Raw genomic sequence first — 25,144 nt, 5'->3', positions numbered from 1 at the left:
TCTGGCACCATCGGTTACCCCCTCTGACGCCTTGTGTTCCTCCTCACTTCCAATCCTGATCAATAGCAAGAAAACCGCAAGCGACCTGTGGGACTCTCCTTTCAGGACTCACAGGGAGGCAAGACCATGAAGCGGATTGTCCAGGCCGTTGCCGCCGCCGCGCTTGCGGCGGGTGCCGTTTTCGGTGTGGCTGCCACGATTTCCGATTCAGCTCCGGCTGAAAACACCGCAGCTTCGATGACGGAGTACGCCGTAGAGATCGTCGCGGGCGCATACAAGTAACCAAACGGACGCCCGGTCAATGGCGACCGGGCTCCACATCACAGGAAATCGGCGGTCGGCCGCTCACAGCAAGTCGGCGGCTCTTCCACCTCACTGCAAATCCGCGTTGATGATCGCTTCCACCAACACTTCACCATCCGGGGTCAACCGTATTCCCGCGTCGTCCGCCACCAGCAAACCGCGCGACACCAGCGAATCCAGCTGATCACGCCACGGCCCATCCTGCACATCACGGCCGAATCGGCGGCGGTGCACGTCATTCCGAACGGGTTGTAAGGTCGACAAGGCCATCTTGATCGCTCGTGCTTCCTGGGCCACTGGGGAAAACCGGGTCGCTGAGCCCAAAGGAACAAGGCCCGAGTCGACAGCCTCGCCATAGCGCTGCCAGTGCACGTCAGTTATCGCTTCCGAAGCACGGCAGCTTGAACTGCCGCCGAGTCCAATCGCGACCTCTGCCTCCTGCCTCTCCTGGTCGACCATGATGGACTTCCACTCCTCCGGGCCATGGCCGTCACGAGCGAAGTACATCGTCGGATGCTCGCGATATCCCGCGTCGCGCAGGCCTTCGGTGAGGACCTCACGCATCTGGTACTGCTCACCCAATGAAGGCCAGCGGTGCCCGTCGCGCACAAGTTTGTCCCGATAGGACGGGATCTGCCATGCGGCCGGTTGCACACCCGCTACGCCAGTTCGAGTGTCCGAATAGGTCTTCAAGTGCAGCTTTGTACAGACGACTGCGGTCATTTCCAATGACAGCACAGTCTCCAGGTCTCGACGGACGCTGTCGACGTCTTGGTCCAGCAGGCCGTACATCAGGTCGATGCTGATCCACGGGAAGCCGATCGACTGTGCGGTACGGACAAACGACACGCACATTTCAGCGCTGTGCTCTCGGCCGCATTCGGCTAGCACCTTGTCGTCGAAGGACTGGACTCCGCTGGAGATCTTCGTGACACCAAGTGAGGCAAGCAGTTCCAGTTTGGACGGGGTGAATGTGCTTGGGTCGCCTTCAAACCTGATCGCTGTTTCTGGGCCGAAGGCGAAGTTCGACTGGTAGAAGTCCAGCAGCCTGCGGATCGCGTCCGGAGGCAACAGTGACGGCGTTCCACCGAACACGTTGAACTCACCGATTGGGGCCGTTCGCAACGAAGGCACTTCACGCAGCCACGACTTGGCTTCCTTGATGTTCCAGTCGACCCATTGACGAGCCTTGGTATCGGCGTTCTCTCCCTTGGCCAGCACAACCGGGTACTGGCAGAAGCGGCAGCGGTACGCGCAAGTTGGTATGTACGACCACAAGTGGATCGGCGCCGTGTCAGCGAGTTGTGTGTCCAAATCGGCCAGAAAGTCCGTGGGCTCGTAGTCTGGTTCGTTGCCAGGGAATACGTGCGCGCCGAACGGATCCTCCACAACGTACTCCAGCAAATGCCGGTTCTCCGGCATAGACAAGGCGTCCGCCACTTTCGGACGAGGGCGCGACGGGTCCAGCACGCGCAATGAAGCCAATGCCGTTGCGTAGTCCATCAGAACACACCTCCATTGCCGAAGTAGTTGTGCGCTTCGCCGGATTCCCTGTCCTCGCAGTAGTACTTCACGAACTCGGTGAACCGGTCCGGCGCGACGTCCTGCAGGCACGGCGGAAGCGGCGGCGGATAGCCGATGTCCTCGCCGACCGTCGCCCGGAGGCGCGCGAAGATCTCGTCGGCGAACTCGAAATACAGCCGGTAGGACGGTGTTTTGTACGAATGGATCGGCGTGAAGTCCGTCATCCGCATCTCGTCTTTGATCTCGGCGATCCGGGCAGCCAGGCGCTCGGCCAGCGACGGGCCGAAAAACTCGATCACCGCACCATCGTCCAAAAGCGACGGCGTAAGCAGGACCGGCAGGATCGTGTTCTTCGGCGTGAAGTCCTTGACGGAATAGTCCCACGCCTGCTGTGCCTGTTCCTCAGTGAGATCGACGGCGACACCAGCGGTTCGCGGGCGGATGTCACGCATCACGATGATTCCGTCCGAACCGTATGCCCGGCCCGCGATCACCTCGTCGATCGCGTGATCGACGCGGCGCGGGTTGATCTCCACACCGGATCGTGGCACGTAACCGATATCCTCGCCGCTGCCGCGGACCTTGATGCCGAAGTCCCAGTCGTCAGAAAGGTGGTTGACGAACCGGCCGTCCTGCAACTGGTAGCAGATCTCGATCCCGCCGACCCGGTCGTGCACGTCCCGGTCGACCGCGAATCCCTTGCCGTCAGGGAATCCGCCGAACAGGGCGAACGTCACCGCCCGGCATCGCAAGGTCTTCGTGATCGCGTCCCACAACCGCGGCCGCCCGGCGAAATGCGAGGCGGAGTAGTAATAGTCGCAGACCCCGATCGCGGCCTTGCCGGATTCCATGGCCACGAACAACTCGTACAACCAGTCCTCATCAACGCGACAGTCGGCGTCTGCGGATACGAGGTAGAACCGTTCCTCAGCATTGACACGTCCGCGGCTGCGGACGCTCGCGAACCGCATGCCGGTCCGGCGGGCACAAGAAACCCCTTGCTCAGACTCAGGAATGACGTGCACAGCAAGGTCGGGATGCGAGGTCGCGAACTCAGCAGCGATCGAAACAGTGTCGTCAGTGGAATTGTTGTCCACCAGCACAACCTCGTACATCGACCGATCCATCCCGCGCTGGTGGTAGTTCGTCCTCAGCCACCAGTACTCGCATGCCGCGTGCCTAGCGGATCGGACGTTGCTCCCGCGTGAACGTCACTTGAGCAGCGCCAACGCCTTCGCCACCCCGGGGTCACGGCCTGCGGAAAGGTCGGCGGCGGTGATCGGCGCGAAGTGGTCGGGCGGCACGCCGACGGTGTCGACCTTCGCCCGGTCCGGGCCGACCTCGTGGATCTTCGGCAGCCCGAGCATGCTGCCGTCATCCAGCACCCACCCGGCCCCAGGACCGGAGACAGCGCCGGCGGTGCGTTCCCCGACAAGCGTGCCGAACTTCAGGCTCTTGACCGCGCTGGAGAAGGCGTCGCACGCCGAGGCGCATCGGCGATCGGTCAACGTGACCAACGGCAAGTTCACCAACGGCACGGAATCATCGGTGCGGTTGGGCGCGCACTTGTCCTTCACGTCGCACCAATAGCTGTACGTCTTGCCGTGCACCCACGAGCTGACCAGCTTCTTGACCTCATCCGGCGATCCACCGCCGTTGCCCCGCAGGTCAAGCACGACTCCACGCACTTTGCCCAGGTCCTTGATGGCTTTGAGCACCTTGTCCGCGGCACCGGGCGCGAACCCGCGCATAGATACGTACGCGATGTCCCCAGGCAGCAGTTTCGACGTGACCACATCTCGCTGCGGCGGCTGCGGCGGCGTGATCACGATCAGGTCGTACGTCTTGGTCTCGCCGGTCGACGGCCTGCGCATGGTCAGCTTGATCTGCTGCCCTGCCTTGGCGCTCATCACCCACTCAGCGACCCTGGGCACCGCGACGCCTTCGATGAACAGTGGCACGTCGTTGACCGCGAGGATCTCGTCGCCCAGCTTGATACCCGCGTTCGCGGCCGTGCTGCCTGGCAGCAGGTCGATCACGAATGCCGGTCCGGTCGCCGTGGGGTCCGTGCGCCCTGGACCTCTTAGGTGCGAAGGGAAGAAGCCAACTGGCACGGCGTCCGACTGCATCGGACGCATCCACCTGGCGTGGTTGTCGTCGAGGCTGTCGACCATCGCGTTGATCGTCACCTCGGCGATGGCCTGGTGCACGTCAGCTGGCAGTTTGGCGATGATGTCCTGGTAGGCCCGGCTGAACGCCCGCCAGTCCGCGTCCCGCTTGCCGGTCAGGACGGGAGCGTTCGCGTTCGCCAGATCTCTTCCGAGACGTTGCAGTTCGGTGGTGAGTGCGGCGAAAGCAGCTTGTAAGAGGTCACGGCTGTCCAGCACGGGACCGCTGAAGTAGTTGTCGAAGATGCAGTAATACGCCTGACCGATCGTGGTCACGGTAGTCGGTGTCACGGGCGGCGGCTGCTCCGGCGGAGTCCGGCAGCTTGACGGTGTGGTGGTTTCCGGGCTGGCGCTCACCGTGGCGGTGCTCGCGATGGCGGCCACGACAGCGAGTGTCAGTAGTTTCAAGGTTTTCACGGTGGCGACTGTGCTTCGGGTGCCGTTACACGAACGCGAACGGAATCGTTAACACCGCGGCAGCCGCATGTGAAGTATTCTGGCCCGTTCCAGGCAACCTCGGTAACACCCTTGTGCGTGGAACACGATGTACGTCACCAAGGGGAGGGGTCGTCGATGGAAGAATGGTGGGCAAGACAGCAGCACGAACAGCCCAGTACCGATGGCTGTGTTGCCGGTGTTGTTGGGTGTGCTCGCAATGGTCGTGTTGCGGTGGCTCAAACCACCGGGTTTCGAGTTGTTCGCGGTCTTCCGCACCGGCGGCCCGGTCGATGTTCACGCGGCACCGGCCGTCATCCACCATGCACAGTGGCGTCTCAGGCGCATGGATCCCGCGCGCCGGGCGACGATTATCGGCACGGTCCCGGCGCTACTGCTCCTGGCTGCGATCGCGCACATCGCCATCGGCGAGCCTGCCAGTGGCATGTGGTTCCTCTCGATAGACGCCCTACCAGCTTGTTTGATCCCGGCAATCGCCCGTGACATCAAGTACCGCAAGAATGCTGAAAGAGTTCACTGGCACGCTGTACATGTGCTCGGTGTACCTCAATGGCGGTGAGTATGGTGGAGAAGTGGGCAAGGCTTCGCTACGACCGGCCCGAATATATGGCCATGCTGATTGGGCTTGCCTGCGTGGCCGCGACGGTTCCCGTGATCGCACGTGAGATCAAGTGCCGTGAGAACGCCGAAAATGTTCACTCGCAAGCAGTTCAGCTGCTTGGCGTACAACATGGCTGAATGGTGGGCGAGGCGACAGTTCGAACAGCCCGTGACGATGGCGCTGCTGGTTGGCTTGGTCAACGTCGGTGTTCTGGTCGGCACGTGGGCCATCGCGTCGACCGGCTTCGAGTTGTATTTCTTGCCGCTCGCCGCGTTCTACGGACTGGCCATTACTTACAGCACAGGCTTTCGTCCCAGGATTTTCGAGGACGCGTTCCCGCCGGGCACCGGTATCGACGAGAAGATGCACATCTGGCGGATCGTCCGTAATGGCGGCCCGGTGGACGATCCAGAGTTGGCTCCGAAGGTCGCGCACCACGCGAGGTGGAGGTTCAGTCCACGCTCCCCCGCGCCGGTGCTGGCCTCGTTCGGACCTATCGCTGCGCTTGTGGTCGTCCAAGCCGCGTTCACAAGCGACTCGTGGAACGACACTGCGATGTACGTGATCGCGGCCGCGATGCTGCTCGTAACGGTGCCTTTGCTCATCCGGCGCAGCCAGCATGCAAAGACTGCGCGGCGCGTCAACGATCAAGTGTTCCAACTACTCAAGGGCACGTACGGTCCGCAGTGACTGAGGGGGATCAGCGATGGAAGAATGGTTGGCCAGACTGCAGTTCGGCTCGCGCGGCCGGTATGCGTTGACAATGGGCTTGTTCATGACCGCACTGCTGTGGGTCTTGTGGTTGATCGCAGCGCTCGCCGTCAAGCCGGAACACTTGATCTACGCGGTCGCGTCAGGAGTAGGCGCGGGATTTGGTGTTTTTCTTGGGCACGGCAAGCTGCGGCTTTTCCGCCCGGCTTGACCCTCGATGCCAGGATGCGAGTCTGGCGGATCGTGCGCGATGGCGGGCCTTTCGAATACGCCATGGATATGTCGGCAGCCGCACACCACGCGCGCTGGACACTCTCGCGCCCCAAGACCGCCGTGGCTGCGACGATCTTCACCGGGGCGATAGTACTGCTGTTGGTCATCGTCATCGTCACATTCGAGGACGACCCAGTATTCGGCAGATTCGCCGGATTCGGCCTGATTCTGTGTCTCTTGGGGCTGGCCCCAACCGTCTTGGGCGTTGAGAGGTGGCGCCGGAGGTCCGAGCACGTACTTCGGCTGCTGGCAAGATAACTGGGGGAATTCCGGATGTTCGAATGGTGGGCCAGGCTACAGTTCGGGCCTGTCCGCAGGTATGCGGCGCTGAAGGGCCTGATGACGGCCGGGCTCACGTTGACAGGGCTTCTGGTGGCAGCCATGGACTTCGAGGTTCGCTACCTGATCCTCGCGCTGGCCGTCGGCGGAAACGGCGCGATCGGCGCGGCGGTCACCCACCACAATCTGCGCGCGCTTTTCCCACCAGGCCTGGACTTCGAGCGGAAAATCAAGGCCTGGCGGATCGTGCACCACGGCAGTGCGGTCGAAACCGACGACGAACCGGCAGTCGGCGGTTACGTCCGCTGGGTGCTCAGCAGGACCAAGACATCGGCCATCGGAATCGTGACTGCTTTGTCTATGGCGGTGGCGGGGACCGTCATCGCCTTTGTGCCCACGGAGGATCCGTTCTACGTCAGGGCAGCGGGGTTCTGGTTGGCCGTGTGCGTGGCGGCGATCCCGCTGATCATGCGGCGCGGGGAATGGCGCCGGGAGGCGGAACGCGCACTGGAACGACAGAAGCAGTAACCAAGGGGGAACGCCAGCACAAGAGCACGGAACGTGCCCTCACAGCCAGCCATGCCGCGATGCTTGCACGCCCAACTGGAAACGGGTCTGCGCACCCAGAATCTCCTGCAACCGGCTGATCCGCCGAGCCACAGTCCGTTCACTCACGCCAAACTCCCTGGCAATGGCCTCATCCGTCAGCCCAGCGCTCAAATACGTCAGCAGCCGCTGAGTATCCCGGCTCGGCGTGTCCCCGTCAGGCACAGTCTCCGTGCCTGCGGTGATGGGCACGGCCATCCGCCAGTAGGCGTCGAAGATCCCGACAAAGCCGGTCAACAAGGGCGACCGATGCACGACAACCGCCGCAATGTCCTCATCGGACCGTGCGGTGAGCAGTGCCCATCGCTCGTCCACAATGGTCAGGTTCATCGACACGTGTGGGAAGACCCTGGCCTGCTCCCCCGCGTCCACGCATCGCTGAACCATCCGCAGCGCCTCGGGGTCGTGCAGCACCCGGGTGCCGTAGACGACCTGATAGGACACTCCACGGGCCAGAGCGTCGAACAGCCCATCGACAATCTTGTGCCCGTCGGGCCCAAGATTGCCCACGCTGATAGCCCGCACCTGCGACTGCGCATCTGTCTGCACGCGGTCAAGGACCGCGCGACCGGCCGAATAGGACGGCAGGACCTCCAGGTAGGTCTCGCTGGCCTTGTTCCAGATACGGGTCAACATGGCGGCGCTTTGCCGGGCCAGAGCCGCGTAGCGCTCGGCAAGCGCCTCCATCGCCAGCTGTGGCGGGCAGGCCACGAGCGTGTCGCCGCTGCGTTCGATCAGGCCTGCGGCTTCGAGCTCGGCGACGGCCATTGTTGTCGCCGCGTGCTCGAGTTCGGCCGAAGGAGAGCCCGAGACGAGGTCCAGGTACACCCGTTCCGCGTCAGCCGAGATACCGAGGGCCTGTAGCGGCTGCATGCGACCTGTTCTACCACTGGGAACGCGCTGGTAGAACACCCTCAGCCCTGGACAAGCGCTGGTAGCGCCTGTTCGAACCGCCTGGCGAACTCGATCGTGGACATGATCCTGAAACTCTGCACCTGGCCGTAGCCCCATTCCGAGGCGCGCTGGCGTTGCGATGGCGTGCCGTGGTGGCTCGGGTCAGTGAACAGGCAGTCGCCGATGTTGTAGAACGTTGCCTGGAAGTCCTGCACACGGTTGCGCCGCATGTTCGCGCCGAGCGGGTGCGACAGGTAGTACGAGGCGTACGCGTCGGCCATCAGTTCGAGCCGCCGGGTAGCCTCGGGACCGGTCAACGTGGTCTTGAACAGGTCACGGGCGTACTGGATGTGGTGGGCGAACTCGTGCGCCATGATCGCCTGCGGTGCCACGTCGCCGAGGCCGATCGCGGCGAATCCGGACATTACGCCGTCGCCCATCACGATCTTGTCGGGCAGCACACCGAGGCCCGGATAGTCCTCTTTGCCCTGTGCCGAGTACGCCACCGAGTTGAACGTGAACAGCGGGTGCCTGCCGTCCCGGTACGCCGGGTTGGCCTTGATCAGCTGGTTGATCAGCCCGCCGAGCTGCGCCGCGGTCTCGTCGGTGACCTTGAGCGTGTACTTCAGCGTCTTCGCGATCCGGGCCACGTCGCTCAGCGCGTCGCCGTGCATCGCGGCCAGCTGGATCTGCCACGACTTGATGTCCCAGAAGACCTGCAGGTGCCGGAAGGTCGAGGTGACCTGCCACGTGAACTCGCCACGCGGGCCGTAGTACTGCGGCTGGTAGGGCTTGGAGTAGAAGACCGCGTCGTACGTCGGCACTTGCACAGCGCCGCTGAAGATGAACACGATCAGGTCGTTGAGCGGCAGTTCCTTGATCGACGCGGCCAGCCAGTCACTCAGCGGGGTGCTCGAACACCCCGGGTCGGGGTCGATCGCCTGCTCGACCACGTCGCGCAGGTCGCTTTCGCTGATCCCGGCCTTCTGCTCGGCCTCGGCGAGCCTGGCCTCGTAGTCGGCGGGCAGCAGCGCCTTGATCTGGGCGACGAGATCCTGTGGCGCCGCGGTGGCGGGAACCGCCATGCCGAACGTCAACGTCAGCACTGCGATCGCGGCGGCTAGCCATCGGAAGGGTCTTGGCACGCAATGGAGTATCAACCGGAAATCACGTCGTTTCGCTGGCGGAAACCGGCATGGCAGAAAGGTGCCCCGCGGGGACAACACTGGGCCGATCGGGCGACTAGCAGCGAGAACACGTTTCAGCACACGGGACCACGGGCAGTCAAAGAGCACTCCAGATCAACGCCCACTCCGCTGAGAGGAGCGTCCGTCATGGCTCGCCGATTCATCAACCACCCCGCGGGACGACGACGTCGACGCTCGGCCGAGGATTTCGAGTCCCCTGGGGCGTGCACGTGCCGGGCGTTCTCCGGCGGCCGGGCTGTGCACAACTACGGTCAGCCCGGATGCCGCTACGCAGCGCTGGACGACCGGACCTCGACGCACTGATTTCACTGTTACTGCAACAGATTTCCCCCGTACGGCCGTGGCAATTCGCGCCGGAAAAGGGATAGCTGAACCCGTGACGTTCTGCACGGGGGCGGTTGATGGAGATCATGGTGCTGGGGCGGCCGATGGTGCACGTCGGCGGCAATGCGTTACGTCCACTCCGGCGGATGGCCCGGGTCTTGCTCGGGTTGTTCGCCTTGCGGCCGAATCGGCCGCTCACACTCGAGTGGCTCATCGATGGGTTGTGGCCGACGAAACCGCCAGCGTCCGCGGCGGCCAACGTCCGGTCACACATAGCCGAGCTACGTCGCCTGCTCGCGGGCGGGACCAAGCCGAGCATCGAGACACTCGACGACGGCTACATGCTCGTCACGGCGCCGCACGGGGTCGATGCCTTGCTGTTCCGGGAACTTGTCGCGCAGGCGCGTAAGCACACCGGGCCGGACGCGGCGCGGTTGCTCACCGAGGCAGTCGGGTTGTGGCGCGGGGATGTGCTGGAGGGCATGTCGATTCCGGCTGTGCTGGAAGCCGAAGCCGCGATGCTTGAGGACTTGCGGCTGTCCGCGACCGAGGAGCTCGTCGAGGTCCGGATGTCCTTGGGGCACGAGCACGATCTCGTGCCGATCTTGAAGGGGCTGGTGATCGAGCATCCGTTGCGGGAACGGCTGTGGCACCAACTGCTTCTCGCATTGTGGACGACCGGGCGGCGAAGCGAGGTTCTGGAGGAGTATCAGCGGCTGTGGTCGTTGCTGGACCGCGAGCTCGGAGTCCGGCCGACGCAGGCGACCACCGAGCTGAACGAACTGGCCCGGCGCGGTTGAGCCGCTGTATGCACACCTGTGTGCGCGGCTGTATGCGCGGCGTTCTTAGTGTCGTTTTTCCCAACCCAGCAAGGAAAGGGGAAAACCATGACAGCTGCCATGCTTGCCGACGCCGAGGAGCTCGTCGCCCGCTGGCGTGAAGGTATCGACCTGGACAGCCCAGCTGGCCCGATCTTCGCGAGCGGTGAGTTCGCCGAGGGTGACATTGTGGCCTGCAACCCGCCCGGTAGCCGGTGCTCGTCGTGCACCGCGTCCCGGCCGGTTTTCTGCTGCTGAGTCATTCCATGGCGATTGACGAGGTCGGCGAGCTCGACCGTACTGTGGAATGGCTGATCGGACCGGCCCTGCACCGGCTGGACAGCCGCCTGGCCGGGCTCGCCGGCCTCGTCGACACCGAGGTCGGCACGTTTGTCGACGCGACCCGCGAGGTCCTGCTGGATTCGGTGCGCCGCAAGGTGAACCGGGTCATCGTGCTCGAGCTCAACGCGGCACGGGTCACCGGCAAACTCACCGCGCCCGACCCGGTCGGCCGCTGGCACGAGTTCCTGCGAACCGCAGCCGAACCGGCGTTCTGGCACGGGCTGACCGAGCACTATCCGCACCTGCTCGAACGTCTGCAGGTGGTGGTGGACAACCGATGCGCGGCCGTGCTGACCATGGCCACCCGGTTCGCCGAAGACCGTTCGAAGCTGGGTTCGTTGCTCGGTAACGATGTCGGCGAACTGCTGAAGATCGAGATCGGCGCAGGTGACAGCCACCGTGGCGGTCACACCGTTACGTTGATGCACTGTGCCGGTGGGACAGTGGTCTACAAGCCACGGCCGATGGAGGTCGACGCCCAGCTCGCCAAGCTGTTGGAAGTCCTTGACCCGCAAGGCATCAGGGTACCGAGTGCGCTGGTGATGGACGGTTACGGATGGGCCGAGCACGTGGCACACCGTTACTGTGACAGCGATTCCGAACTCAGCGCGTTCTACCGCAACCTCGGCCACTGGCTCGCGGTGATGCGCCTGGTCTCCGGAACAGACCTGCACGCCGAGAACATCATCGCCTGCGGCCCGATCCCAGTCGTCGTGGACTGTGAAAGCATCTTCACGCCCCGGCCGCCGCATCCGCCGACTGGCGCTGGTGAAGCGACTGACCGTGCGGCCGAACTGTTGAACGGCACGGTAATGCGGACCGGTCTGCTGCCCGGTCGTGGGGCAGGTCTTGGCTGGCGCGGTGTGGACGGTTCCGCGATGGGCATGCTGCCCGGGCAACAGCCGGACATCGGCCTGCCAGACCTTGTCGGCGCCGGAACCGACACGGCCAGAATCGCCATTACGCCACAACAACTTCCGCCGACCCAGAACTTGCCGAGCCGCAATCCGCAACTCGGTCGCTATTGGGGTGACGTCGTCGCCGGGTTCGACGAGATGGCTGAACGGATCAACGCGCTGGACCATTCGGGTTGCCTGGAACCCCTTCTTCAAGGGTTTTCTGGCTGCGTCGTGCGCGTTGTCGTCCGCGATTCCGAGGCGTACACGGAACTCGCCCGCATGCTGTGGCACCCGGTCGGCCTGCACAACCAGGCCGCTTCCGAACAGAAGGCCCTCGCACTGATCGCGCGGCACTCGATGAACACCCGCGGCCCGGCTGAGCAGGCCGTGCACGCTGCCGAAGTCGCCGAGTTGCTGATCGGTGACATCCCGGTGTTCACCACGACACCGGCCGAAGGCTGGCTGCACACCCCGGCCGGAACCGTGTGCGGGCCACAGCAGGACCAGATCCAGCTCTGCCTGCAGCGCTGGCGTGAGGCCGATTTCGCACTGGAACGCCGGGTCACCCACGCCGCGTTGGTCAGCGCCTACCTGAACCAAGGCGCCGAACCCGACCTGCGCCAGATGGAAGCGCCCGTCATCGAGTCTGATGTAGACGCTCGGCGCCGGGCACTAGCCGCCGCCGAAATCCGCACCCTGGCCGAGGAAGCGGTCCGTGGCAGCGATGGAACCGTAACGTGGTTCGCGCCCATTTTGGACCGTTCCGGTTGGCAGACCACACCGCTCACGCCGGACTTGTACAGCGGAACGCTCGGCGTGGCAGTCTTGCTGGACGGTTACGCGCGGGAAGTCGCGGCTGGGCGAGCAGACCCCGTACCTGAGGCAGACGGGCTGCTGGACGGCGTTATCCAGACCGCGCGCCGGACCCAACAGTGGTGGGCCGAGCAGGCGACGCACACCAAGCGGCGGCCCGACCCGCCCGGTGGCTACATTGGACTTGGCTCGCAGATCTCGTGCTGGCTCACGCTCGGCCACGTCGAGGACGCGTTGTTCCTCGCCGAGCAACTGCCTGCGGCGATCGACGCCAGCGAAGGCCCCGACCTCGTCGTCGGTTCGGCCGGGTCGATCGTGCCGCTGCTGATGCTGGCCAAGCGGACCGGTGACGACCGATGGACCGATCTGGCGGTCAAGGTGGGCGATCACCTTGCCGCAACAGTGTTACGCCCAGCTCCCCGCCAGGTCTGCTGGTCTGTGGCCAACTTCCCCGACGGGATCGGCGGCTTCGCACACGGGTCAACGGGCATCGGCTGGGCACTGGCCCGCTTGTCGCTCGTGACCGGCGAAGCCCGGTTCGCCGTGCTGGCCGACGAAGCCGCGGCGTTCGAGGAAACGTGGTACTCGGTGGAGCGCGGCGGGTGGTTGGACCCGCGTGAGCCGACGTCAACCGTGGCCGCGTGGTGCCATGGCGCCCTTGGTGTCGGGCTCGCCGCCGCGGATCTGCTGGCCAGGGGCTTCGCACCGGACCGTAACCACGACGTCCTGCGGCGAGCCGTTGTGGCAACGGAAGAAGGCGGCTTCGGCTGGACGCATACCTTGTGCCACGGCGACATGGGGTCCTGGGAGTTGCTCGGTTCGGCCAGGACCGCCCAGATCATCACCAGCCTGGAGACCCACGGAACGACGACCGGGCTGGCGCGTGAGGTGTACTCGCCGAGCCTGATGTCCGGATCCGGCGGTGTGGCGTATCAATTGCTGCGCATGCACCCGGATTGCACGCTGCCATCGATGTTGGTGCCCGGTGAGTGAGGACCCGCGGGAGCTGAACACCCCACATTGGCAGATCGACGAGAAAACCGAGGGGCCGCGCCGAGTCATCCGCAGCCTGCCGCGTGTCACGTGGCCAGTGCTGAAGATGATCTGGGCCGCGGCGCCCCGGTCCGCCCTGCTCATCGCGATCATGCAGGTCACCTCCGGCCTGGCGGCGGCCTTCGGGCTGTTCGCCACGGCCGGAGTCCTGACCGAACTGTTCTCCTCAGGCCCGACCGCCGACCGTGTCGTCGCCGCGCTTCCGTCCTTGCTGCTCGTCGGTGGGGCGTACGCGTTGCGCGGCGCGATGGATATAGGTGTCGCGATCGCGCACGCCCGGATCACCCCTGCCGTGCGTCGGTTGGCCGAGGAACGGCTGTATCAGGCGAGTTTGAGCGTGGAATTGGCCGCGTTCGACGATTCCCAGTTCTACGACCGGATGCACCGAGCGCGTGATCGTGGACTGTTCTACATCGAACGGTCGGCCGACAACATGGTCGAGCTCATCGGTTCAGTGCTGGGAATCATCGCCGCGGCCAGCAGCCTCGCGGTACTGCACCCAGTATTGCTACCAGTGTTACTACTCGCGGTCATACCTGACGCGTGGGCCGTACAACGATCAGCAATGCTGGCATACGCGAGTATGGCCCGAGCGGTCACATTGGACAGACGAGTGCAGATGGTGGCCGAACTGGCCACCGAACGCGAGCCAGCCGCGGAAATCCGGGCATGCCAGGCCGAACCATTCGTCATGAACGAGTACCGCATTGTCGCGGATCCACTGCGCGACGAGGACATCCGGCGCGGGGTCGCTCAAGCCCGGGTCCGCGGTGTCGGCCGAACGCTCGCCGGAGTCGGGTTGGCCGTCACGTATGTCGTTCTAGGACTGCTGGTTCACGCTTCCTGGGTTCCACTCGCCGTTGCCGGAACCGCGGTGATTGCCATCCGCGCGTCGACGACTGCCTTGAACCGCCTGGTCCTTGCCTCGAACCAGCTGGTCGAGCAAGGCATGTACGTAGCCGACTACCTGGCATTCCTGGATTCCGCGCAACGCCACCCGGTGGCACTGCCCGCAGTAGTCGCCGATCCTGGCAGGGTCCAGCTGTCCAATGTGAGCTTCACGTATCCGACAAGCCCACAGGCGGCCCTGCGTGACGTGTCACTGACCATCGAACGCGGCCAGACCATCGCACTCGTCGGCGAGAACGGATCAGGCAAAACCACCCTGGCCAAGCTGATCGCGGGCCTGTACACGCCCACTTCAGGCCTCGTGTGCTGGGACGGGACGGATGTGCACACATTGGACCGACCATCGATCGCCAACCGGGTGATGATGGTCCTCCAGGACCCCATCCGCTGGCCACACACCGCTCGCACGAACGTCCAAGCAGGACGTCATGATCGTGACGATCCAGTGGCTTTACTAGCTGCCGCCGTCCAGGCTGGCGCCGATGAGGTCGTCGACCGCCTCCCAGCAGGCTGGAACACCTTGCTGTCCAAGCAGTTCCGCGGCGGCCAGGAGCTCTCCGGCGGCCAATGGCAACGCCTCGCGGTGGCCCGTGGCCTGTTCCGTGACGCCCCACTGCTCATCTGGGACGAACCCACGGCGCCGTTGGACGCCAAGGCAGAGTTGGCGGTGTACGAGTCGTTGCGTTCCCTTGCCGAGGACCGAACAGTCGTCTTGATCACCCACCGACTGGCCAGCGTGCGTCACGCGGACCAGATCTACCTTCTGCACGAAGGAAAACTAGTCGAACAAGGCACCCACGCGGACCTGATGGCATTGGGCGGTCGCTACGCCGAACTGCACGAACTCCAAGCGAAGATGTATGCCAATGCTTGATCTCGTACTTCCGGAAGATCCGCGCTATGCATTGTCCCGCAACCAGTTCATCGGAACACGGCACGAAGTCCTTCCCCAAGCCGTCGCCCGCTGCGCCACACCCGACGACGTCCTCGAAGCTCTCACACTCGCAGCCGATCGCGATTGGCCGTTCGCGATCCGAGGCGGCGGCCACAGCAACGCGGGCTATTCCAGCAGCACAGGCCTGGTCATCGACCTATCCCCCGCCTCGTCGACAACCTTGTCTGATTCCTTGGTCACCGTCGGCGCCGGGGTCCGAACAGGACAGTTAGCTTCGGTCCTCGCGCCCTTGGGTCTGCTGGTCCCGACCGGATCGTGCCCTTCGGTCGGCTTGATCGGCACGGCCCTCGGCGGCGGCTTCGGCAGCCACGGCCGAATGCACGGCCTGACGTGTGATCATCTGGTGTCCGCCGAAGTCGTTCTCGCGTCCGGAAAAGTTGTCACAGCGTCCGCGACCTCAGAGCCCGACTTGTTCTGGGCGCTGCGAGGCGCGGGTAGCGGCAACTTCGGCGTAGTCACCAGCGCGACCTTTTCAACCGTCGAATCGGCACCCCGCACCCATTTCCGCTACTCATGGGACCTGTCAGCCGCGTTGATCGACGCCTGGCAGGACTGGGCACCATTCGCACCGCCCACCACGTCAGCCGAACTGATCCTGCTGAGCCCCGACTACATCGACGACCCACCAGAAATGCTGCTGATCGGCGCAGGCGACCCAACAGAACTGCTGGCCCGCCTCCCATCACCCAACCTCGCCGAAGTGAAGCACCTTTCGGCTACGGAAGCCGCTTTACTGCACGCGACCCCTTACTCCGCAGCCGCCCACGACCCATCGAGCATCCCCCTCGTCCACACACGCCCAGGCATGAGTACCGCGAAGACAGCGTTCTTCAAAGAACCGCTGCCATCCTTCGACGCGCTCCTCGCACATTTCGTCGCGGGACGTGTTCCTGGCGAGATGCGTGAAGTCGCCTTCACCCCCTGGCGCGGCGCGTACAGCACAGGCCCCGACACCGCATTCCCGCACCGCGACCCGTTGTTCATGGTTAAACACACGGTTCTAGTCGGCCCGAACGGTGCCATGAGGCGCGGTCACGAAGCCCTCGCCTGGCTGGAGGCAAGCTGGGCGACACTCGGTGGCACGGGTGCGTACGCGAACTTCCCCGACGCGTCACTACCTGACTGGGAGACGGCCTACTACGGCCCCAACGTCCCCCGGCTACGGGAGATTAAGTCCCGCTACGACCCTGGCCACCTTTTCCTGTTCGACCAGGCCATTCGGTCTGTCGTGAGTGGTTATCCGCGTTCTAACACGGCTACAGATCTTGAAAGGCCAGGATTACGGCGGTTGTGGTTCGAGGTTCAGTCTGGTGTGGGCGAAGAACGCGTCGATCAGCCCGGGTCGGTACTGGATGCGTTTGAGTCGGTTCTTCACGATGGCGGTGAGCTGGTCGATGCCGTGCACGATGAGGTTTCCGAGGTTGCGTTTGACGTGGGACCACACGTGCTCGGTCGGGTTGAGGTCCGGGGCGTAGGGCGGGAGTTGGATCACGTGTAGCCAGTCGCGGGCCGCGACCAGTTTGCGCATCGCGTGACTGGTGTGCGTGTTGAGGTTGTCCCAGATCAACACAATCGGGGCGCCGAGCTGCTGGTGTGCGGCGTCCAGCAGGGCGGCGTAGTCGGTTTCGGCGAAGCTGCGCCGTTCCCCCTTGCGGCCGCGGTGGGTCCGGACACGGTAGATCAACCGGGGCCGGTGTCCGGGCCGGACGCATACCAGCCCGGCGACCGATACCCGGCCCGAACCCTTGCCCGACACCGGGATCTGTGGTGTCTGGCCCCGGCGGCCCCAGGTGCGGGCTTTCGGCGGGCGCAGCGTTTGCCCGGCCTCGTCCTCGAAACACAGCCAAGCACCTTGCTGCGCCGCTACCGTTTTCCCGCCGGCCATACCTCCCGCCGCCAGGTGGCGATCGCCTGCTCGTCGCGCTCGATCGCGCGGTGGGCGGGTACTTGTGGCGAGAACCCCATGCGGTGCAGCAGATACGACACCCCGCGCAGCGTGTAGCGGGTGTGAAACAGCCGGGCGATCAGATCGGCGACCCGAGCCAGGGTCCAGCGCTGATCCTCGCCGAACCCATGCACGGCTGGGCCTTGTTCCAAAGCCTGGGCCAGCCTGTCCAGTCGTGGCTGGTCCAGCCGGCAGGACGATCCGCCCGGTCCCTTCGACGCCAGCCCTGCCTCACCCTCGGCACGCCATCGACGCCGCCAGGTATAGACCGCGTTGGTGGATACCCGCAGTCTGCGGGCGATCTCGGCGGCCGGCACGTCCTGGGCGAACCATTGGGCCGCCTGCAACCGGACAGCTTCGCGTGTGGCCCTGCCCCGCTCGGAAAGGCCACCTCCATCCGCGTACCTCATCCATCCCTGCGTAGATCATGAATCGATCAGGATCCGGGAGGACACGCCGCCCAAGGACAAGATCAACCCTGGCCTTTCATGATCTGTAACCACTCACGAGGGCATTGAGCTACTCCGTGACCCCTGAGTCGCCCAGTGCCACCTTGCCCGCATAGGACAGCGTGACCTCGGGGTTCAAAGGATGGAAAGTCCCGGCACGAACGTCCCGGAAGGCGCGTTCCATACCGGCTCGGCGGAAGAAGGACCGCCCACCCAGCAGATCCATCGCCAGGTTGACGACCTCGACGGCCTCAAGCACAGCCTGACGCTTGGCAAGCATCACGGTCGTCAACGTCTGCGGATTCACCGTGTAGTCCGAGCCAAGCTCGTCGATCGACCCCATCAAAGCCCACCACGCCCCACGCAGCTTGGCATCCATCAACCCAACCTGACGGTAGACCTGTGCTGCCCGGCGATCCACGGAAACCTTGGACACGGCCAAATCTCGGGCCCCAGCCGCGATCCCGAAATACGTGGCCCCGACCACAGGTGCGAAGTGGACAGTCGCAGCCAGCAACGGCACCCCGAACTCGCCGTAAGCCCGACGGCCCGCGATCTTCGAGGCAGGTACGAAAACGTCCTCAATCACGACATCATGGCTGGCCGTTCCCCGCATCCCCAGCGTGTCCCACGTTTCCTCGATGCGCACGCCTGGCGCGTCCAATGGCACGCTGAAGTGCAGAACCTCCGACTGGTCCGGCAGCACCGCGCAAGTGGCGACCACGTTCGCCCGAGGTGCCTGGCTGCAGAAGGCTTTCCGGCCCGTCACCCGGTAACCGTCATCCGTGGGGATGGCAACTGTTGTTGGCCACAGCCAATCTGAGCCTCCGCTCGTGGCGATCACCATGCCCTCGGCGACCTTTCGCAACACGGTCTCGGCGTCACCCGCGCCCATTCGGCGGCGGTAGCATTGCATCAACGTCAGGTAGTTGTGCATCGCCGCCGACAACGCTGTCGCGCCGTCATGCCGGGCCAGTTCTGCTTGGGCGTAGCAGACTTGGCGGATCGTCGCGCCTAACCCGCCTAACTCTCTGGGCACTGCGAGGGCCAGGTAGCCGTATTCCTGCATTGCCGCGTAGGCCTCTGCCACAAATGTCGCGTCGCGGTCGTGTGCAGCCGCGTGTTCCGCGGCGATCGCGCCGGCTCGGGTTGCCAGGTCGACGAACTGGGTGTCGTCGTCGCGGACTGGTGTCGGGTACGTGCCTGTCTGAAGCGTCATTGTCGTCATGGCACACGACGGTATGAAGGTCCAGAGCGTTCAGGTAGTTCTAAAACTGAACCCGGCGTAACGGATATCGTGCCTGGTCACGACATATGAACATGCGGACCTACGCCCAGTACTGCCCGATCGTCCGCGCCGTTGAGTTACTCGGCGACCGGTGGACGTTGCTCATCGTGCGCGACATGCTGATCGGTTCCACTCGGTTCAACGAGCTCGCACGCGGCCTTCCCGGGATTTCACGCGCCCTTCTCGCTCAACGCCTCCGCCAACTGCACAAAGCTGGGCTCGTCACACGAACGGATGATGGTTACGCGCTGACCAAGGCAGGCGCTGACCTTCGGCCGATCGTCTTCGGCCTTGGCGAGTGGGGCGCGCGGCACGCTTTCGGCGACCCGCAGCCTTACGAACTCGACCCCGAGGTGCTGATGTGGTGGATGCACGGCCGGATCGACACGAGCGAACTGACTAAACGCGCCGTCATCCAAATCGACATCACCGACCGTCGCAAGCAGTTCTGGCTCGTGCTCGAACCCGGTGACGCTTCCATCTGCTACACCGAGCCTGGCTTCGACATCGATGCCGTTCTTCGGGCTGACCTGCCCACTCTCTACCGCATGTGGGAGGGCGAGATCGACCTGTTCGACGCGGTCAAGTCCGGCTCGATCGGCCTCACCGGCGCTCGGTGGATCATTCGCGGCCTGCCGACGTGGCTGATGCTCAGCCCGGTCGCACCCATCGTGCGGGCCGTTCGCAGCGGCTGACCAGGCGAGAAACCCGGGCTCAGAGTGCTTGACGGCCATCCGATACGCTGGCCATGGCCGAGTGGGCAAATATGATCATGCTCACGTGAGCCAACCTTCTGCAGGGCTACGGCATCTATTACCTACACAGTTGCCGCACGGATCGGGAAGCCACGGGTGAGTTGCATTCACGGTCGGGGGGATCGACGTTGAGCCTGCTACGTGCCGCCGCGCGGCCGACCACGCTCGGCGTCGCGCTGGTGACCGCGCTCAATCTGTTCGCCATCCTCTGGATGCTGACCGCTCGGACGGACGACGGCTTCACGTTCGACGTCTACCGGATCGACATCGACGCGTACCGGATCGGGCTGCAGGTCTGGTGGGACGGCGGCGACCTGTACGGCCGCATGCCGGAGACGGCGGTCGGGATCAGCTTGCCGTTCCTGTACCCGCCATTCGCCGCCGCGATCCTCGCGCCGCTCGGCCTGCTGCCGTTCGGCCTGGTCAGCGCGCTGTGGACGCTGCTGACGATCGGCTGCGTCGCCCTGGTGATAGGGCTGGTGCTGCGCTCGCTCGGCGCTGCGAATGCCTGGTGGCTGACCGCGGTCATCCTGCCGTTCGCGCTGTTCATCGAGCCGGTCAGGGACCACATCTTCTTCGGCCAGGTCAACATCTTCCTGATGGCACTGGTCATGCTCGACCTGCTGGTCACAAAGCCGCGCTGGCCTCGGGGTCTGCTGATCGGGCTCGCGGCGGCGATCAAGTTGACGCCGCTGGCGTTCCTGCTGATCCTGCTACTGCGGAAGGACTTCCGGGCGGCCGTCGTCTCGGTGCTGTCGTTCATCGCGTTCGGCATCATCGGCGCGCTGGTCACGTGGGAGAACTCGGTCACGTTCTGGACAGGCGCGATGTTCGGCAGCGACCGCGTCGGTGCCGGATATGCCGGAAATCAGTCGATTCTGGCGGTTTTGCTGCGGCTCGGCGAGGAACCACCGCTGCGCACGATCGTCTGGCTGACATTGTGTGCCGTGGCGCTCGTGCTGGGCGTGTTCGCGATGCGCAACGTGCTCGCGGACGGCAAGATCGCGCTCGCCGTCGGCATCAACGCCCTGGTCATGCTGCTCGTCTCGCCGATTTCGTGGTCGCACCACTGGGTCTGGTGTGTGCCGCTGCTGCTGGCGCTGGCGTGGCATTCGAGGGTCCTCGCGATCAGCGGCCTCGTCGTGTTCTCCCTGTCAGCGCACTGGTGGTGGCCGACGACGGCCAACCGTGAGAAGACCTGGGACTTCTGGCAGCAGCTCGCTGGCAACAGCTATCCGATCTTCGCCATCGCGGTGCTCGTGGTTCTCGCCGTCCGTGTTGCCAAACAGCCCGCGCCTGTTGCCTTTCCTGGCAAGACCAGTTCACCGGAGTTGTCCGGACTGAGCTGAATCTCCGCGTAGGGTCCCGATGAGTTCTCCACACTTGAAGGGTCTCTACTGGCATGGCTACGACGAAAATCCTGGAAACCGCCGAGGTCGACCTCGCGTACGACGTGCACGGCCCGCTGCCGACCGCGGACGGCCGCCCGTTGCTGGTCATGATCGGCCAGCCGATGGACGCGACCGGCTTCACGAGATTGGCCTCGTACTTCCCCGATCGCACGGTGATCACGTACGACCCGCGTGGCCTCGGCCGAAGCAACCGTAAGGACGGCCGGGTCGACAGCAGGCCGGAGGTCCAGGCCAGCGACCTGCACGCGCTGGTCGAGGAACTCGGCGCGGGCCCGGTCGAGGTGTTCGCGAGCAGCGGCGGCGCGGTGACCGGGCTCGCGTGGGTCGCCGAATACCCGAACGACGTGGTCACGCTGGTCGCGCACGAGCCGCCGCTGGTGCACGTTTTGCCCGACGCTGAAGCTGCGGAGCGCGCCCTCAACGGCTACCTGGAGGCCTACCAGGCCAAGGGCTTCGGCGCCGGGATGGCGACCTTCATCGGGATGACGGCGTGGAAAGGCGAGTTCACCGACGAGTACTTCGCCCAGCCCGCGCCCGACCCGGCCCAGTTCGGCATGCCGACCGAGGACGACGGCACGCGTGACGACCCGTTGCTGTCCGACCGTGCCATCTCGATCGTCCAGTACCGGCCCGATGTCGAGGCGCTGGCAGCAGCCCCGACGCGTGTGGTGATCGCGGTCGGCGAGGAGTCCAAGGACGTCTTCACTGGACGAACCGCGGTCGCCACAGCCGAGTTGCTCGGCCAAGAGGTGACCGTGTTCCCGAGCCACCACGGTGGATTCCTTGGCGAGGAGTTCGGGTACGCCGGTCAGCCAGAGGCTTTCGCAGCCAAACTACGCGAAGTCCTCTAAGAGGGCATCTGATCTTAGTTAGGCAAGAATGTCTGCTTTGGGTGGATCGTTTCGCCAGGTTTGGGTGGATTCCCCGGTCAGGGTGCGGCTCATTATGTTAGTCATCGCCCAGTGGACCATCGTGCGCGACCGCTGGGGCAGGGCTTCGTAGTCGCGCGCGAGTCGGCGGTGTTGCATCAGCCAGCCCAGACTGCGCTCCACTACCCACCGCCGGGGCAACACGTGGAATCCCTTGGCAGAAGGGCGTTTGACGACCTCAACCCGGATACCCCGCTGGGCTCCATGACGGATGACTGTGTTGTTGTAGCCACCGTCCACCCATGCCGCCGACACGGTCGGATGCGCAGCGGCGAGATGATCGAGAACCTGTTGCCCGCCAGCGGAATCCTGCACCGACGCCGCGGTCACGATTACCGCCAGCAGCAGGCCGAGCACATCGGTGGCGATGTGCCGTTTGCGGCCCTTGATCTTCTTGCCCGCGTCGATACCCTGACTGGATTCGCTGACATTGCAGGAGGTTTTCACGCTCTGCGAGTCGATGATCGCCGCCGTCGGGGCAGCAGCGCGGCCTTTCGCGACGCGGACTTGGTCACGCAACAGGTCATGCAGCGTTTCCGTTGTGCCATCGGCTTCCCACTTGGCGTAGTAGTCATAAACCGTCTTGCAGGGCGGGAAGTCGTGCGGCAGATACTCCCAGGCGATCCCGGTCCGGCACACGTACAGGATCGCGTTCACGATCTCCCGCAAGTCATGCACGCGCATCACGGTTCCCGGCCCACGCCGGGCAGCACGCCACGCCGTCAGCGTTGGCTCGATCAACGCCCAGCGAGCATCGGACAAGTCGCTGCGGTACGCACGCCGGGACCCCACAAGTTGATCAAGGTATCAGCCGTCACCCGACACAGACATATCGCCCCAACCAAGATCAGATGCCCTCTAAGACATCACACCTCGGCGATGCCCGCCGCATGTCGGCGGGCAAGCTCTTGGTACAGCGCGGGATTCGTGTCGATCCATTCGCGCGCGCTGTCGGTGAGCGGGATGTGACGTTTGGCTGGCGAGCCCATCGCCATCACCTCGGCAGGCACCTCCGAGGCCGGAGTGACGGTCGATCCGGCGGCGATCATCGCCCGCTCCCCCACACGCGAACCGTCCAGCACGGTCGAACCGTTGCCGACGATGGCGTAGTCGCCGATCACGCAGTCGTGGACAAGGCACAGGTGCCCGACCGTGGCGCCGCGGCCGACCGAGCAACCGTTCGGCCCGGTGTGGATCACCGCGTTGTCCTGCACGTTCGCGCCTTCGTGGATCACGATCCGGCCGAAGTCCGCGCGGATCACCGCGCCGTACCAGACTGAAGCATCGGCCTCGACGATCACGTCACCGATCAGAGTCGCGGTCGGCGCGATCCAAGCCGACGGATGTACCTGTGGGCTCTTGCCTTCGAACGAGAACAGCGGCATGCCGCGGAACTTACTTCACGAACTCGGCCGCCACCTTCGGCGGCCACGTCCCGGCTTCCAGAATTCCCTCGGCATAAGCCTTTGACACAAGGGAAGTCCGATTCGGCGCGCTGAGTTTCCTGAGCAGACTCGTCACGTGGTACTCGACGCCACCGCGACTCAAATCGACCATGATCGCGAGTTTGGCCGTCGAAACACCGGCGGCAACGCCTTCGAGGATTCGCGAGTCCATTTTGGTCAGCATCTTCTTTGTCCGCGTCCCAGTAGCTTCCGGTTGGTTCACCGGTTCCGGCGCGACCATCACGATGATCGTCTCGCCGCGCAGGCCCGCTCGCCGCACGACGTCCAAGAAGTACCGTCCACGCAGGTCATCCGGGTGGCAGCCGAGTCGCCGGTACAACTGCTGACTGGCCGTCACCACGACGCCTCGCGCGTCGACCTGCGCCGCGCACATGCCAGGCATCGCATTGACCGACCGGAAAACTTCGTTGTCCACTAAGACGACCCACCTCTCACCCCGAGACCAGGTCCCTCCGCACGCCCATGGCCGAGAGTAACCAGGCGTGTGTGGCTTCGCAAGGCTTCTCAAGTGGCCCGATGTGGCTTGCCGTGTTTTTGAGTGGGGTTCAACGGGCGGTCTTCATAGCCGTCAAACAAGCGCATCCATCGCGGGCACCAAGTGCGACAACGCATTCCGCAACAAATCGGCCAGCGGGACACCGGGAACCACAACAAGGCCCGATTCCGTACGGGTCACCCAACGTTCAACAGCCACTCGCGCTGCGGCCGAGATCGCGGCGGCAAGCACTTCGGTGGCCAGTTCGTCGTCACTGCCTGTCCGCGCCGCGAGAGCGGACGCCAGTGGTGACTCGATCAACAAGACCGTCTTGACGAACTCCTCGCGCAGCGCGGGTGCCGTGGTGATCAACGTGAGCGCGTCGCCTGTCGGCTCGCTCGTGTACTGCTCCGCGACCGCCGCCACGACAGCCTCGGCCAGAGACTCGGAAGCGGGCCTTGCCAGCAGTGCGTCCGCGACCCGGTGGGCTCGTTCGGCGCCGATGGCCGCGACGATCGCCTGCTCGCGGCTGGAAAAGTAGTTGTTGTACGTCCTCGGCGAGACGCCCGCGGCCTCGGCGATGTCATCGACTCGCACGTTCTCCGGACCGTGTTCCAGTGCCAGCCGCAATGCCGCGCCGCTGATGGCCTCGCGAGTAGCGATCTTCTTGCGTTCACGCAGTCCGCTCACACCCGAAACCATATCTTGCGTGCACGCACTTTGGCCTGTCGTGAGTGGTTAGCAGGGTTAGAACGCGCATAACCACTCACGACCTTCTACCTGCGGGTGCAACTAAGCGGTTGCACATTACTGACTGGATGTGCAACCATCGGGTTGCACGACGAACCTGGGAGGGACTCATGGTTTCCGACACCATCCAGCGCGACATCACCATCGCCGCACCCGTCGACAAGGTGTGGGCCGCGTTGACCGAGGACAAGCACATCAAGGAGTGGTTCGGCGACGATGCCGAGGTCGACCTGCGGCCGGGCGGCGCGATCGTGTTCGGCTGGGACGCACACGGACGCTTCCGCGGCAAGGTCGAAACCGTCGAGCCGCCGCACCGGTTCTCCTACTGGTGGGCCCGTCCCGCGGACACCGAACCCGCGCCAGGCAACCAGACGCTGGTCGAGTTCACGCTGTCCGAAGACGGCGGTGGCACGCGGTTGCGCGTGGTCGAGAGCGGTTTCACCACGCTGGACCGGGATCAGGAGCAGTCACACAAGGACAACACGGAAGGATGGCGTATCGAACTCGACGAACTGCGTACCTACGTCGAGGCGTGACGG

At 64.5% G+C, this 25,144-nt stretch carries 27 protein-coding genes and 1 pseudogene; 16 read left to right on the top strand and 12 right to left on the bottom strand.

What is annotated here, in order from left to right; all coding sequences use genetic code 11:
• Positions 1 to 126: 126 nt before the first annotated feature.
• Entirely contained in the window at positions 127 to 282 is a 156-nt protein-coding gene (locus tag LWC34_RS08310) for a hypothetical protein (RefSeq protein WP_233724378.1), read from the top strand.
• 90 nt (positions 283 to 372) lie between these two features.
• On the opposite strand, the gene LWC34_RS08305 is transcribed toward LWC34_RS08310, so the two are convergent.
• From LWC34_RS08305 to LWC34_RS08295, 3 genes are all read right to left on the bottom strand, one after another.
• Positions 373 to 1,806 carry a radical SAM protein gene (locus tag LWC34_RS08305; protein WP_233724376.1) on the bottom strand — a complete coding sequence of 478 codons (1,434 nt, stop codon included), beginning with the start codon at positions 1,804 to 1,806 and terminating at the stop codon, positions 373 to 375.
• Positions 1,806 to 2,942 (bottom strand): glycosyltransferase family 2 protein, encoded by a 1,137-nt coding sequence (locus tag LWC34_RS08300; RefSeq protein WP_233724375.1) that lies wholly within the window; start codon positions 2,940 to 2,942, stop codon positions 1,806 to 1,808. Before LWC34_RS08300 ends, LWC34_RS08305 begins: the two co-directional genes overlap by 1 nt.
• A gap of 96 nt (positions 2,943 to 3,038) precedes the next feature.
• Entirely contained in the window at positions 3,039 to 4,412 is a 1,374-nt protein-coding gene (locus tag LWC34_RS08295; RefSeq protein WP_233724373.1) for a S41 family peptidase, read from the bottom strand.
• Positions 4,413 to 4,614: 202 nt separating this feature from the next.
• On the opposite strand from LWC34_RS08295, the gene LWC34_RS08290 reads away from it, so the two are divergent.
• From LWC34_RS08290 to LWC34_RS08270, 5 genes are all read left to right on the top strand, one after another.
• Positions 4,615 to 5,010 carry a hypothetical protein gene (locus LWC34_RS08290; RefSeq protein WP_233724371.1) on the top strand — a complete coding sequence of 132 codons (396 nt, stop codon included), beginning with the start codon at positions 4,615 to 4,617 and terminating at the stop codon, positions 5,008 to 5,010.
• A 117-nt stretch (positions 5,011 to 5,127) separates the two neighbouring features.
• Positions 5,128 to 5,742, top strand: a complete 615-nt coding sequence (locus tag LWC34_RS08285) for a hypothetical protein (RefSeq protein WP_233724369.1) — start codon at positions 5,128 to 5,130, stop codon at positions 5,740 to 5,742.
• A 16-nt stretch (positions 5,743 to 5,758) separates the two neighbouring features.
• The gene (locus tag LWC34_RS08280) at positions 5,759 to 5,974 is read left to right on the top strand and encodes a hypothetical protein (protein WP_233724367.1); all 216 of its coding nucleotides are present in this window, start codon (positions 5,759 to 5,761) and stop codon (positions 5,972 to 5,974) included.
• A gap of 14 nt (positions 5,975 to 5,988) precedes the next feature.
• Positions 5,989 to 6,294, top strand: coding sequence for a hypothetical protein (locus LWC34_RS08275; protein ID WP_233724365.1), 306 nt, complete (start codon positions 5,989 to 5,991; stop codon positions 6,292 to 6,294).
• A gap of 15 nt (positions 6,295 to 6,309) precedes the next feature.
• On the top strand, positions 6,310 to 6,843 hold the full coding sequence (locus tag LWC34_RS08270; RefSeq protein ID WP_233724363.1) for a hypothetical protein: 534 nt from the start codon (positions 6,310 to 6,312) through the stop codon (positions 6,841 to 6,843).
• Positions 6,844 to 6,882: 39 nt separating this feature from the next.
• Here the strand turns inward: LWC34_RS08270 and LWC34_RS08265 are convergent, their stop codons facing one another.
• Together LWC34_RS08265 and LWC34_RS08260 are read right to left on the bottom strand one after the other, a co-directional pair.
• Complete coding sequence (locus tag LWC34_RS08265; protein ID WP_233724361.1) at positions 6,883 to 7,794, bottom strand: helix-turn-helix transcriptional regulator; 912 nt, start codon at positions 7,792 to 7,794, stop codon at positions 6,883 to 6,885.
• A gap of 41 nt (positions 7,795 to 7,835) precedes the next feature.
• Positions 7,836 to 8,960: a hypothetical protein gene (locus LWC34_RS08260; protein WP_233724359.1), complete on the bottom strand. Its 1,125-nt coding sequence runs from the start codon at positions 8,958 to 8,960 to the stop codon at positions 7,836 to 7,838.
• Positions 8,961 to 9,149: 189 nt separating this feature from the next.
• Here LWC34_RS08260 and LWC34_RS08255 point away from each other — a divergent pair, with 189 nt between their 5' ends.
• The 6 genes and pseudogenes from LWC34_RS08255 to LWC34_RS08230 all read left to right on the top strand — a co-directional run.
• Positions 9,150 to 9,326, top strand: a complete 177-nt coding sequence (locus LWC34_RS08255) for a hypothetical protein (protein WP_233724358.1) — start codon at positions 9,150 to 9,152, stop codon at positions 9,324 to 9,326.
• A 98-nt stretch (positions 9,327 to 9,424) separates the two neighbouring features.
• Positions 9,425 to 10,147 carry an AfsR/SARP family transcriptional regulator gene (locus tag LWC34_RS08250; RefSeq protein ID WP_233724356.1) on the top strand — a complete coding sequence of 241 codons (723 nt, stop codon included), beginning with the start codon at positions 9,425 to 9,427 and terminating at the stop codon, positions 10,145 to 10,147.
• 87 nt (positions 10,148 to 10,234) lie between these two features.
• Entirely contained in the window at positions 10,235 to 10,423 is a 189-nt protein-coding gene (locus tag LWC34_RS08245) for a DUF6229 family protein (protein WP_233724354.1), read from the top strand.
• 8 nt (positions 10,424 to 10,431) lie between these two features.
• A complete protein-coding gene (locus LWC34_RS08240; RefSeq protein WP_233724352.1) occupies positions 10,432 to 13,212 on the top strand; it encodes a type 2 lanthipeptide synthetase LanM family protein in 2,781 nt (926 codons plus the stop codon).
• Positions 13,205 to 15,055 (top strand): ABC transporter ATP-binding protein, encoded by a 1,851-nt coding sequence (locus LWC34_RS08235; protein ID WP_233724351.1) that lies wholly within the window; start codon positions 13,205 to 13,207, stop codon positions 15,053 to 15,055. Before LWC34_RS08240 ends, LWC34_RS08235 begins: the two co-directional genes overlap by 8 nt.
• A pseudogene (locus LWC34_RS08230) lies at positions 15,042 to 16,346 on the top strand (FAD-binding oxidoreductase); the annotation flags it as partial. The gene LWC34_RS08235 and the pseudogene LWC34_RS08230, both read left to right, overlap by 14 nt.
• A 69-nt stretch (positions 16,347 to 16,415) precedes the next feature.
• Here LWC34_RS08230 and LWC34_RS08225 read toward each other — a convergent pair.
• The 3 genes from LWC34_RS08225 to LWC34_RS08215 all read right to left on the bottom strand — a co-directional run bounded on the left by LWC34_RS08225 (position 16,416) and on the right by LWC34_RS08215 (position 18,749).
• Positions 16,416 to 17,021: an IS630 family transposase gene (locus LWC34_RS08225; RefSeq protein WP_233724349.1), complete on the bottom strand. Its 606-nt coding sequence runs from the start codon at positions 17,019 to 17,021 to the stop codon at positions 16,416 to 16,418.
• A complete protein-coding gene (locus tag LWC34_RS08220; protein ID WP_233724348.1) occupies positions 17,000 to 17,491 on the bottom strand; it encodes a winged helix-turn-helix domain-containing protein in 492 nt (163 codons plus the stop codon). Before LWC34_RS08220 ends, LWC34_RS08225 begins: the two co-directional genes overlap by 22 nt.
• Positions 17,492 to 17,600: 109 nt before the next feature.
• Positions 17,601 to 18,749, bottom strand: a complete 1,149-nt coding sequence (locus LWC34_RS08215; RefSeq protein ID WP_233724346.1) for an acyl-CoA dehydrogenase family protein — start codon at positions 18,747 to 18,749, stop codon at positions 17,601 to 17,603.
• 101 nt (positions 18,750 to 18,850) lie between these two features.
• On the opposite strand from LWC34_RS08215, the gene LWC34_RS08210 reads away from it, so the two are divergent.
• The 3 genes from LWC34_RS08210 to LWC34_RS08200 all read left to right on the top strand — a co-directional run bounded on the left by LWC34_RS08210 (position 18,851) and on the right by LWC34_RS08200 (position 21,836).
• On the top strand, positions 18,851 to 19,513 hold the full coding sequence (locus LWC34_RS08210; protein WP_233724345.1) for a winged helix-turn-helix transcriptional regulator: 663 nt from the start codon (positions 18,851 to 18,853) through the stop codon (positions 19,511 to 19,513).
• Between the two features lie 188 nt (positions 19,514 to 19,701).
• Complete coding sequence (locus LWC34_RS08205; protein ID WP_233724338.1) at positions 19,702 to 20,922, top strand: glycosyltransferase 87 family protein; 1,221 nt, start codon at positions 19,702 to 19,704, stop codon at positions 20,920 to 20,922.
• Positions 20,923 to 20,975: 53 nt separating this feature from the next.
• Entirely contained in the window at positions 20,976 to 21,836 is an 861-nt protein-coding gene (locus LWC34_RS08200) for an alpha/beta fold hydrolase (protein ID WP_233724336.1), read from the top strand.
• 18 nt (positions 21,837 to 21,854) lie between these two features.
• Here LWC34_RS08200 and LWC34_RS08195 read toward each other — a convergent pair whose 3' ends face one another.
• From LWC34_RS08195 to LWC34_RS08180, 4 genes are all read right to left on the bottom strand, one after another.
• Positions 21,855 to 22,706 (bottom strand): IS5 family transposase, encoded by an 852-nt coding sequence (locus tag LWC34_RS08195; RefSeq protein WP_233722595.1) that lies wholly within the window; start codon positions 22,704 to 22,706, stop codon positions 21,855 to 21,857.
• Positions 22,707 to 22,780: 74 nt separating this feature from the next.
• Positions 22,781 to 23,299 carry a gamma carbonic anhydrase family protein gene (locus tag LWC34_RS08190; protein WP_233724334.1) on the bottom strand — a complete coding sequence of 173 codons (519 nt, stop codon included), beginning with the start codon at positions 23,297 to 23,299 and terminating at the stop codon, positions 22,781 to 22,783.
• 10 nt (positions 23,300 to 23,309) lie between these two features.
• On the bottom strand, positions 23,310 to 23,795 hold the full coding sequence (locus tag LWC34_RS08185) for a response regulator transcription factor (protein ID WP_233724332.1): 486 nt from the start codon (positions 23,793 to 23,795) through the stop codon (positions 23,310 to 23,312).
• Between the two features lie 153 nt (positions 23,796 to 23,948).
• Complete coding sequence (locus LWC34_RS08180; RefSeq protein WP_233724331.1) at positions 23,949 to 24,557, bottom strand: TetR/AcrR family transcriptional regulator; 609 nt, start codon at positions 24,555 to 24,557, stop codon at positions 23,949 to 23,951.
• 158 nt (positions 24,558 to 24,715) lie between these two features.
• Here LWC34_RS08180 and LWC34_RS08175 point away from each other — a divergent pair, with 158 nt between their 5' ends.
• The gene (locus LWC34_RS08175) at positions 24,716 to 25,141 is read left to right on the top strand and encodes an SRPBCC family protein (RefSeq protein WP_233724330.1); all 426 of its coding nucleotides are present in this window, start codon (positions 24,716 to 24,718) and stop codon (positions 25,139 to 25,141) included.
• Positions 25,142 to 25,144 lie beyond the last annotated feature (3 nt).

Origin of the sequence: Kibdelosporangium philippinense (assembly GCF_021390435.2) — a bacterium.
Classification (GTDB): Bacteria; Actinomycetota; Actinomycetes; order Mycobacteriales; family Pseudonocardiaceae; genus Kibdelosporangium; species Kibdelosporangium philippinense.
This window is presented reverse-complemented; position numbering and strand designations above follow the sequence as displayed.

What these genes read in the sequence shown, in the direction of transcription:
- LWC34_RS08310 (WP_233724378.1), top strand. Translation starts at nt 127, where the DNA reads ATGAAGCGGATTGTCCAGGCCGTTGCCGCCGCCGCGCTTGCGGCGGGT.
- LWC34_RS08305 (WP_233724376.1), bottom strand. Translation starts at nt 1,806, where the DNA reads ATGGACTACGCAACGGCATTGGCTTCATTGCGCGTGCTGGACCCGTCG.
- LWC34_RS08300 (WP_233724375.1), bottom strand. Translation starts at nt 2,942, where the DNA reads ATGTACGAGGTTGTGCTGGTGGACAACAATTCCACTGACGACACTGTT.
- LWC34_RS08290 (WP_233724371.1), top strand. Translation starts at nt 4,615, where the DNA reads ATGGCTGTGTTGCCGGTGTTGTTGGGTGTGCTCGCAATGGTCGTGTTG.
- LWC34_RS08280 (WP_233724367.1), top strand. Translation starts at nt 5,759, where the DNA reads ATGGAAGAATGGTTGGCCAGACTGCAGTTCGGCTCGCGCGGCCGGTAT.
- LWC34_RS08275 (WP_233724365.1), top strand. Translation starts at nt 5,989, where the DNA reads ATGCGAGTCTGGCGGATCGTGCGCGATGGCGGGCCTTTCGAATACGCC.
- LWC34_RS08270 (WP_233724363.1), top strand. Translation starts at nt 6,310, where the DNA reads ATGTTCGAATGGTGGGCCAGGCTACAGTTCGGGCCTGTCCGCAGGTAT.
- LWC34_RS08265 (WP_233724361.1), bottom strand. Translation starts at nt 7,794, where the DNA reads ATGCAGCCGCTACAGGCCCTCGGTATCTCGGCTGACGCGGAACGGGTG.
- LWC34_RS08255 (WP_233724358.1), top strand. Translation starts at nt 9,150, where the DNA reads ATGGCTCGCCGATTCATCAACCACCCCGCGGGACGACGACGTCGACGC.
- LWC34_RS08250 (WP_233724356.1), top strand. Translation starts at nt 9,425, where the DNA reads ATGGAGATCATGGTGCTGGGGCGGCCGATGGTGCACGTCGGCGGCAAT.
- LWC34_RS08245 (WP_233724354.1), top strand. Translation starts at nt 10,235, where the DNA reads ATGACAGCTGCCATGCTTGCCGACGCCGAGGAGCTCGTCGCCCGCTGG.
- LWC34_RS08240 (WP_233724352.1), top strand. Translation starts at nt 10,432, where the DNA reads ATGGCGATTGACGAGGTCGGCGAGCTCGACCGTACTGTGGAATGGCTG.
- LWC34_RS08225 (WP_233724349.1), bottom strand. Translation starts at nt 17,021, where the DNA reads ATGGCCGGCGGGAAAACGGTAGCGGCGCAGCAAGGTGCTTGGCTGTGT.
- LWC34_RS08220 (WP_233724348.1), bottom strand. Translation starts at nt 17,491, where the DNA reads ATGAGGTACGCGGATGGAGGTGGCCTTTCCGAGCGGGGCAGGGCCACA.
- LWC34_RS08215 (WP_233724346.1), bottom strand. Translation starts at nt 18,749, where the DNA reads ATGACGCTTCAGACAGGCACGTACCCGACACCAGTCCGCGACGACGAC.
- LWC34_RS08210 (WP_233724345.1), top strand. Translation starts at nt 18,851, where the DNA reads ATGCGGACCTACGCCCAGTACTGCCCGATCGTCCGCGCCGTTGAGTTA.
- LWC34_RS08200 (WP_233724336.1), top strand. Translation starts at nt 20,976, where the DNA reads ATGGCTACGACGAAAATCCTGGAAACCGCCGAGGTCGACCTCGCGTAC.
- LWC34_RS08190 (WP_233724334.1), bottom strand. Translation starts at nt 23,299, where the DNA reads ATGCCGCTGTTCTCGTTCGAAGGCAAGAGCCCACAGGTACATCCGTCG.
- LWC34_RS08180 (WP_233724331.1), bottom strand. Translation starts at nt 24,557, where the DNA reads ATGGTTTCGGGTGTGAGCGGACTGCGTGAACGCAAGAAGATCGCTACT.
- LWC34_RS08175 (WP_233724330.1), top strand. Translation starts at nt 24,716, where the DNA reads ATGGTTTCCGACACCATCCAGCGCGACATCACCATCGCCGCACCCGTC.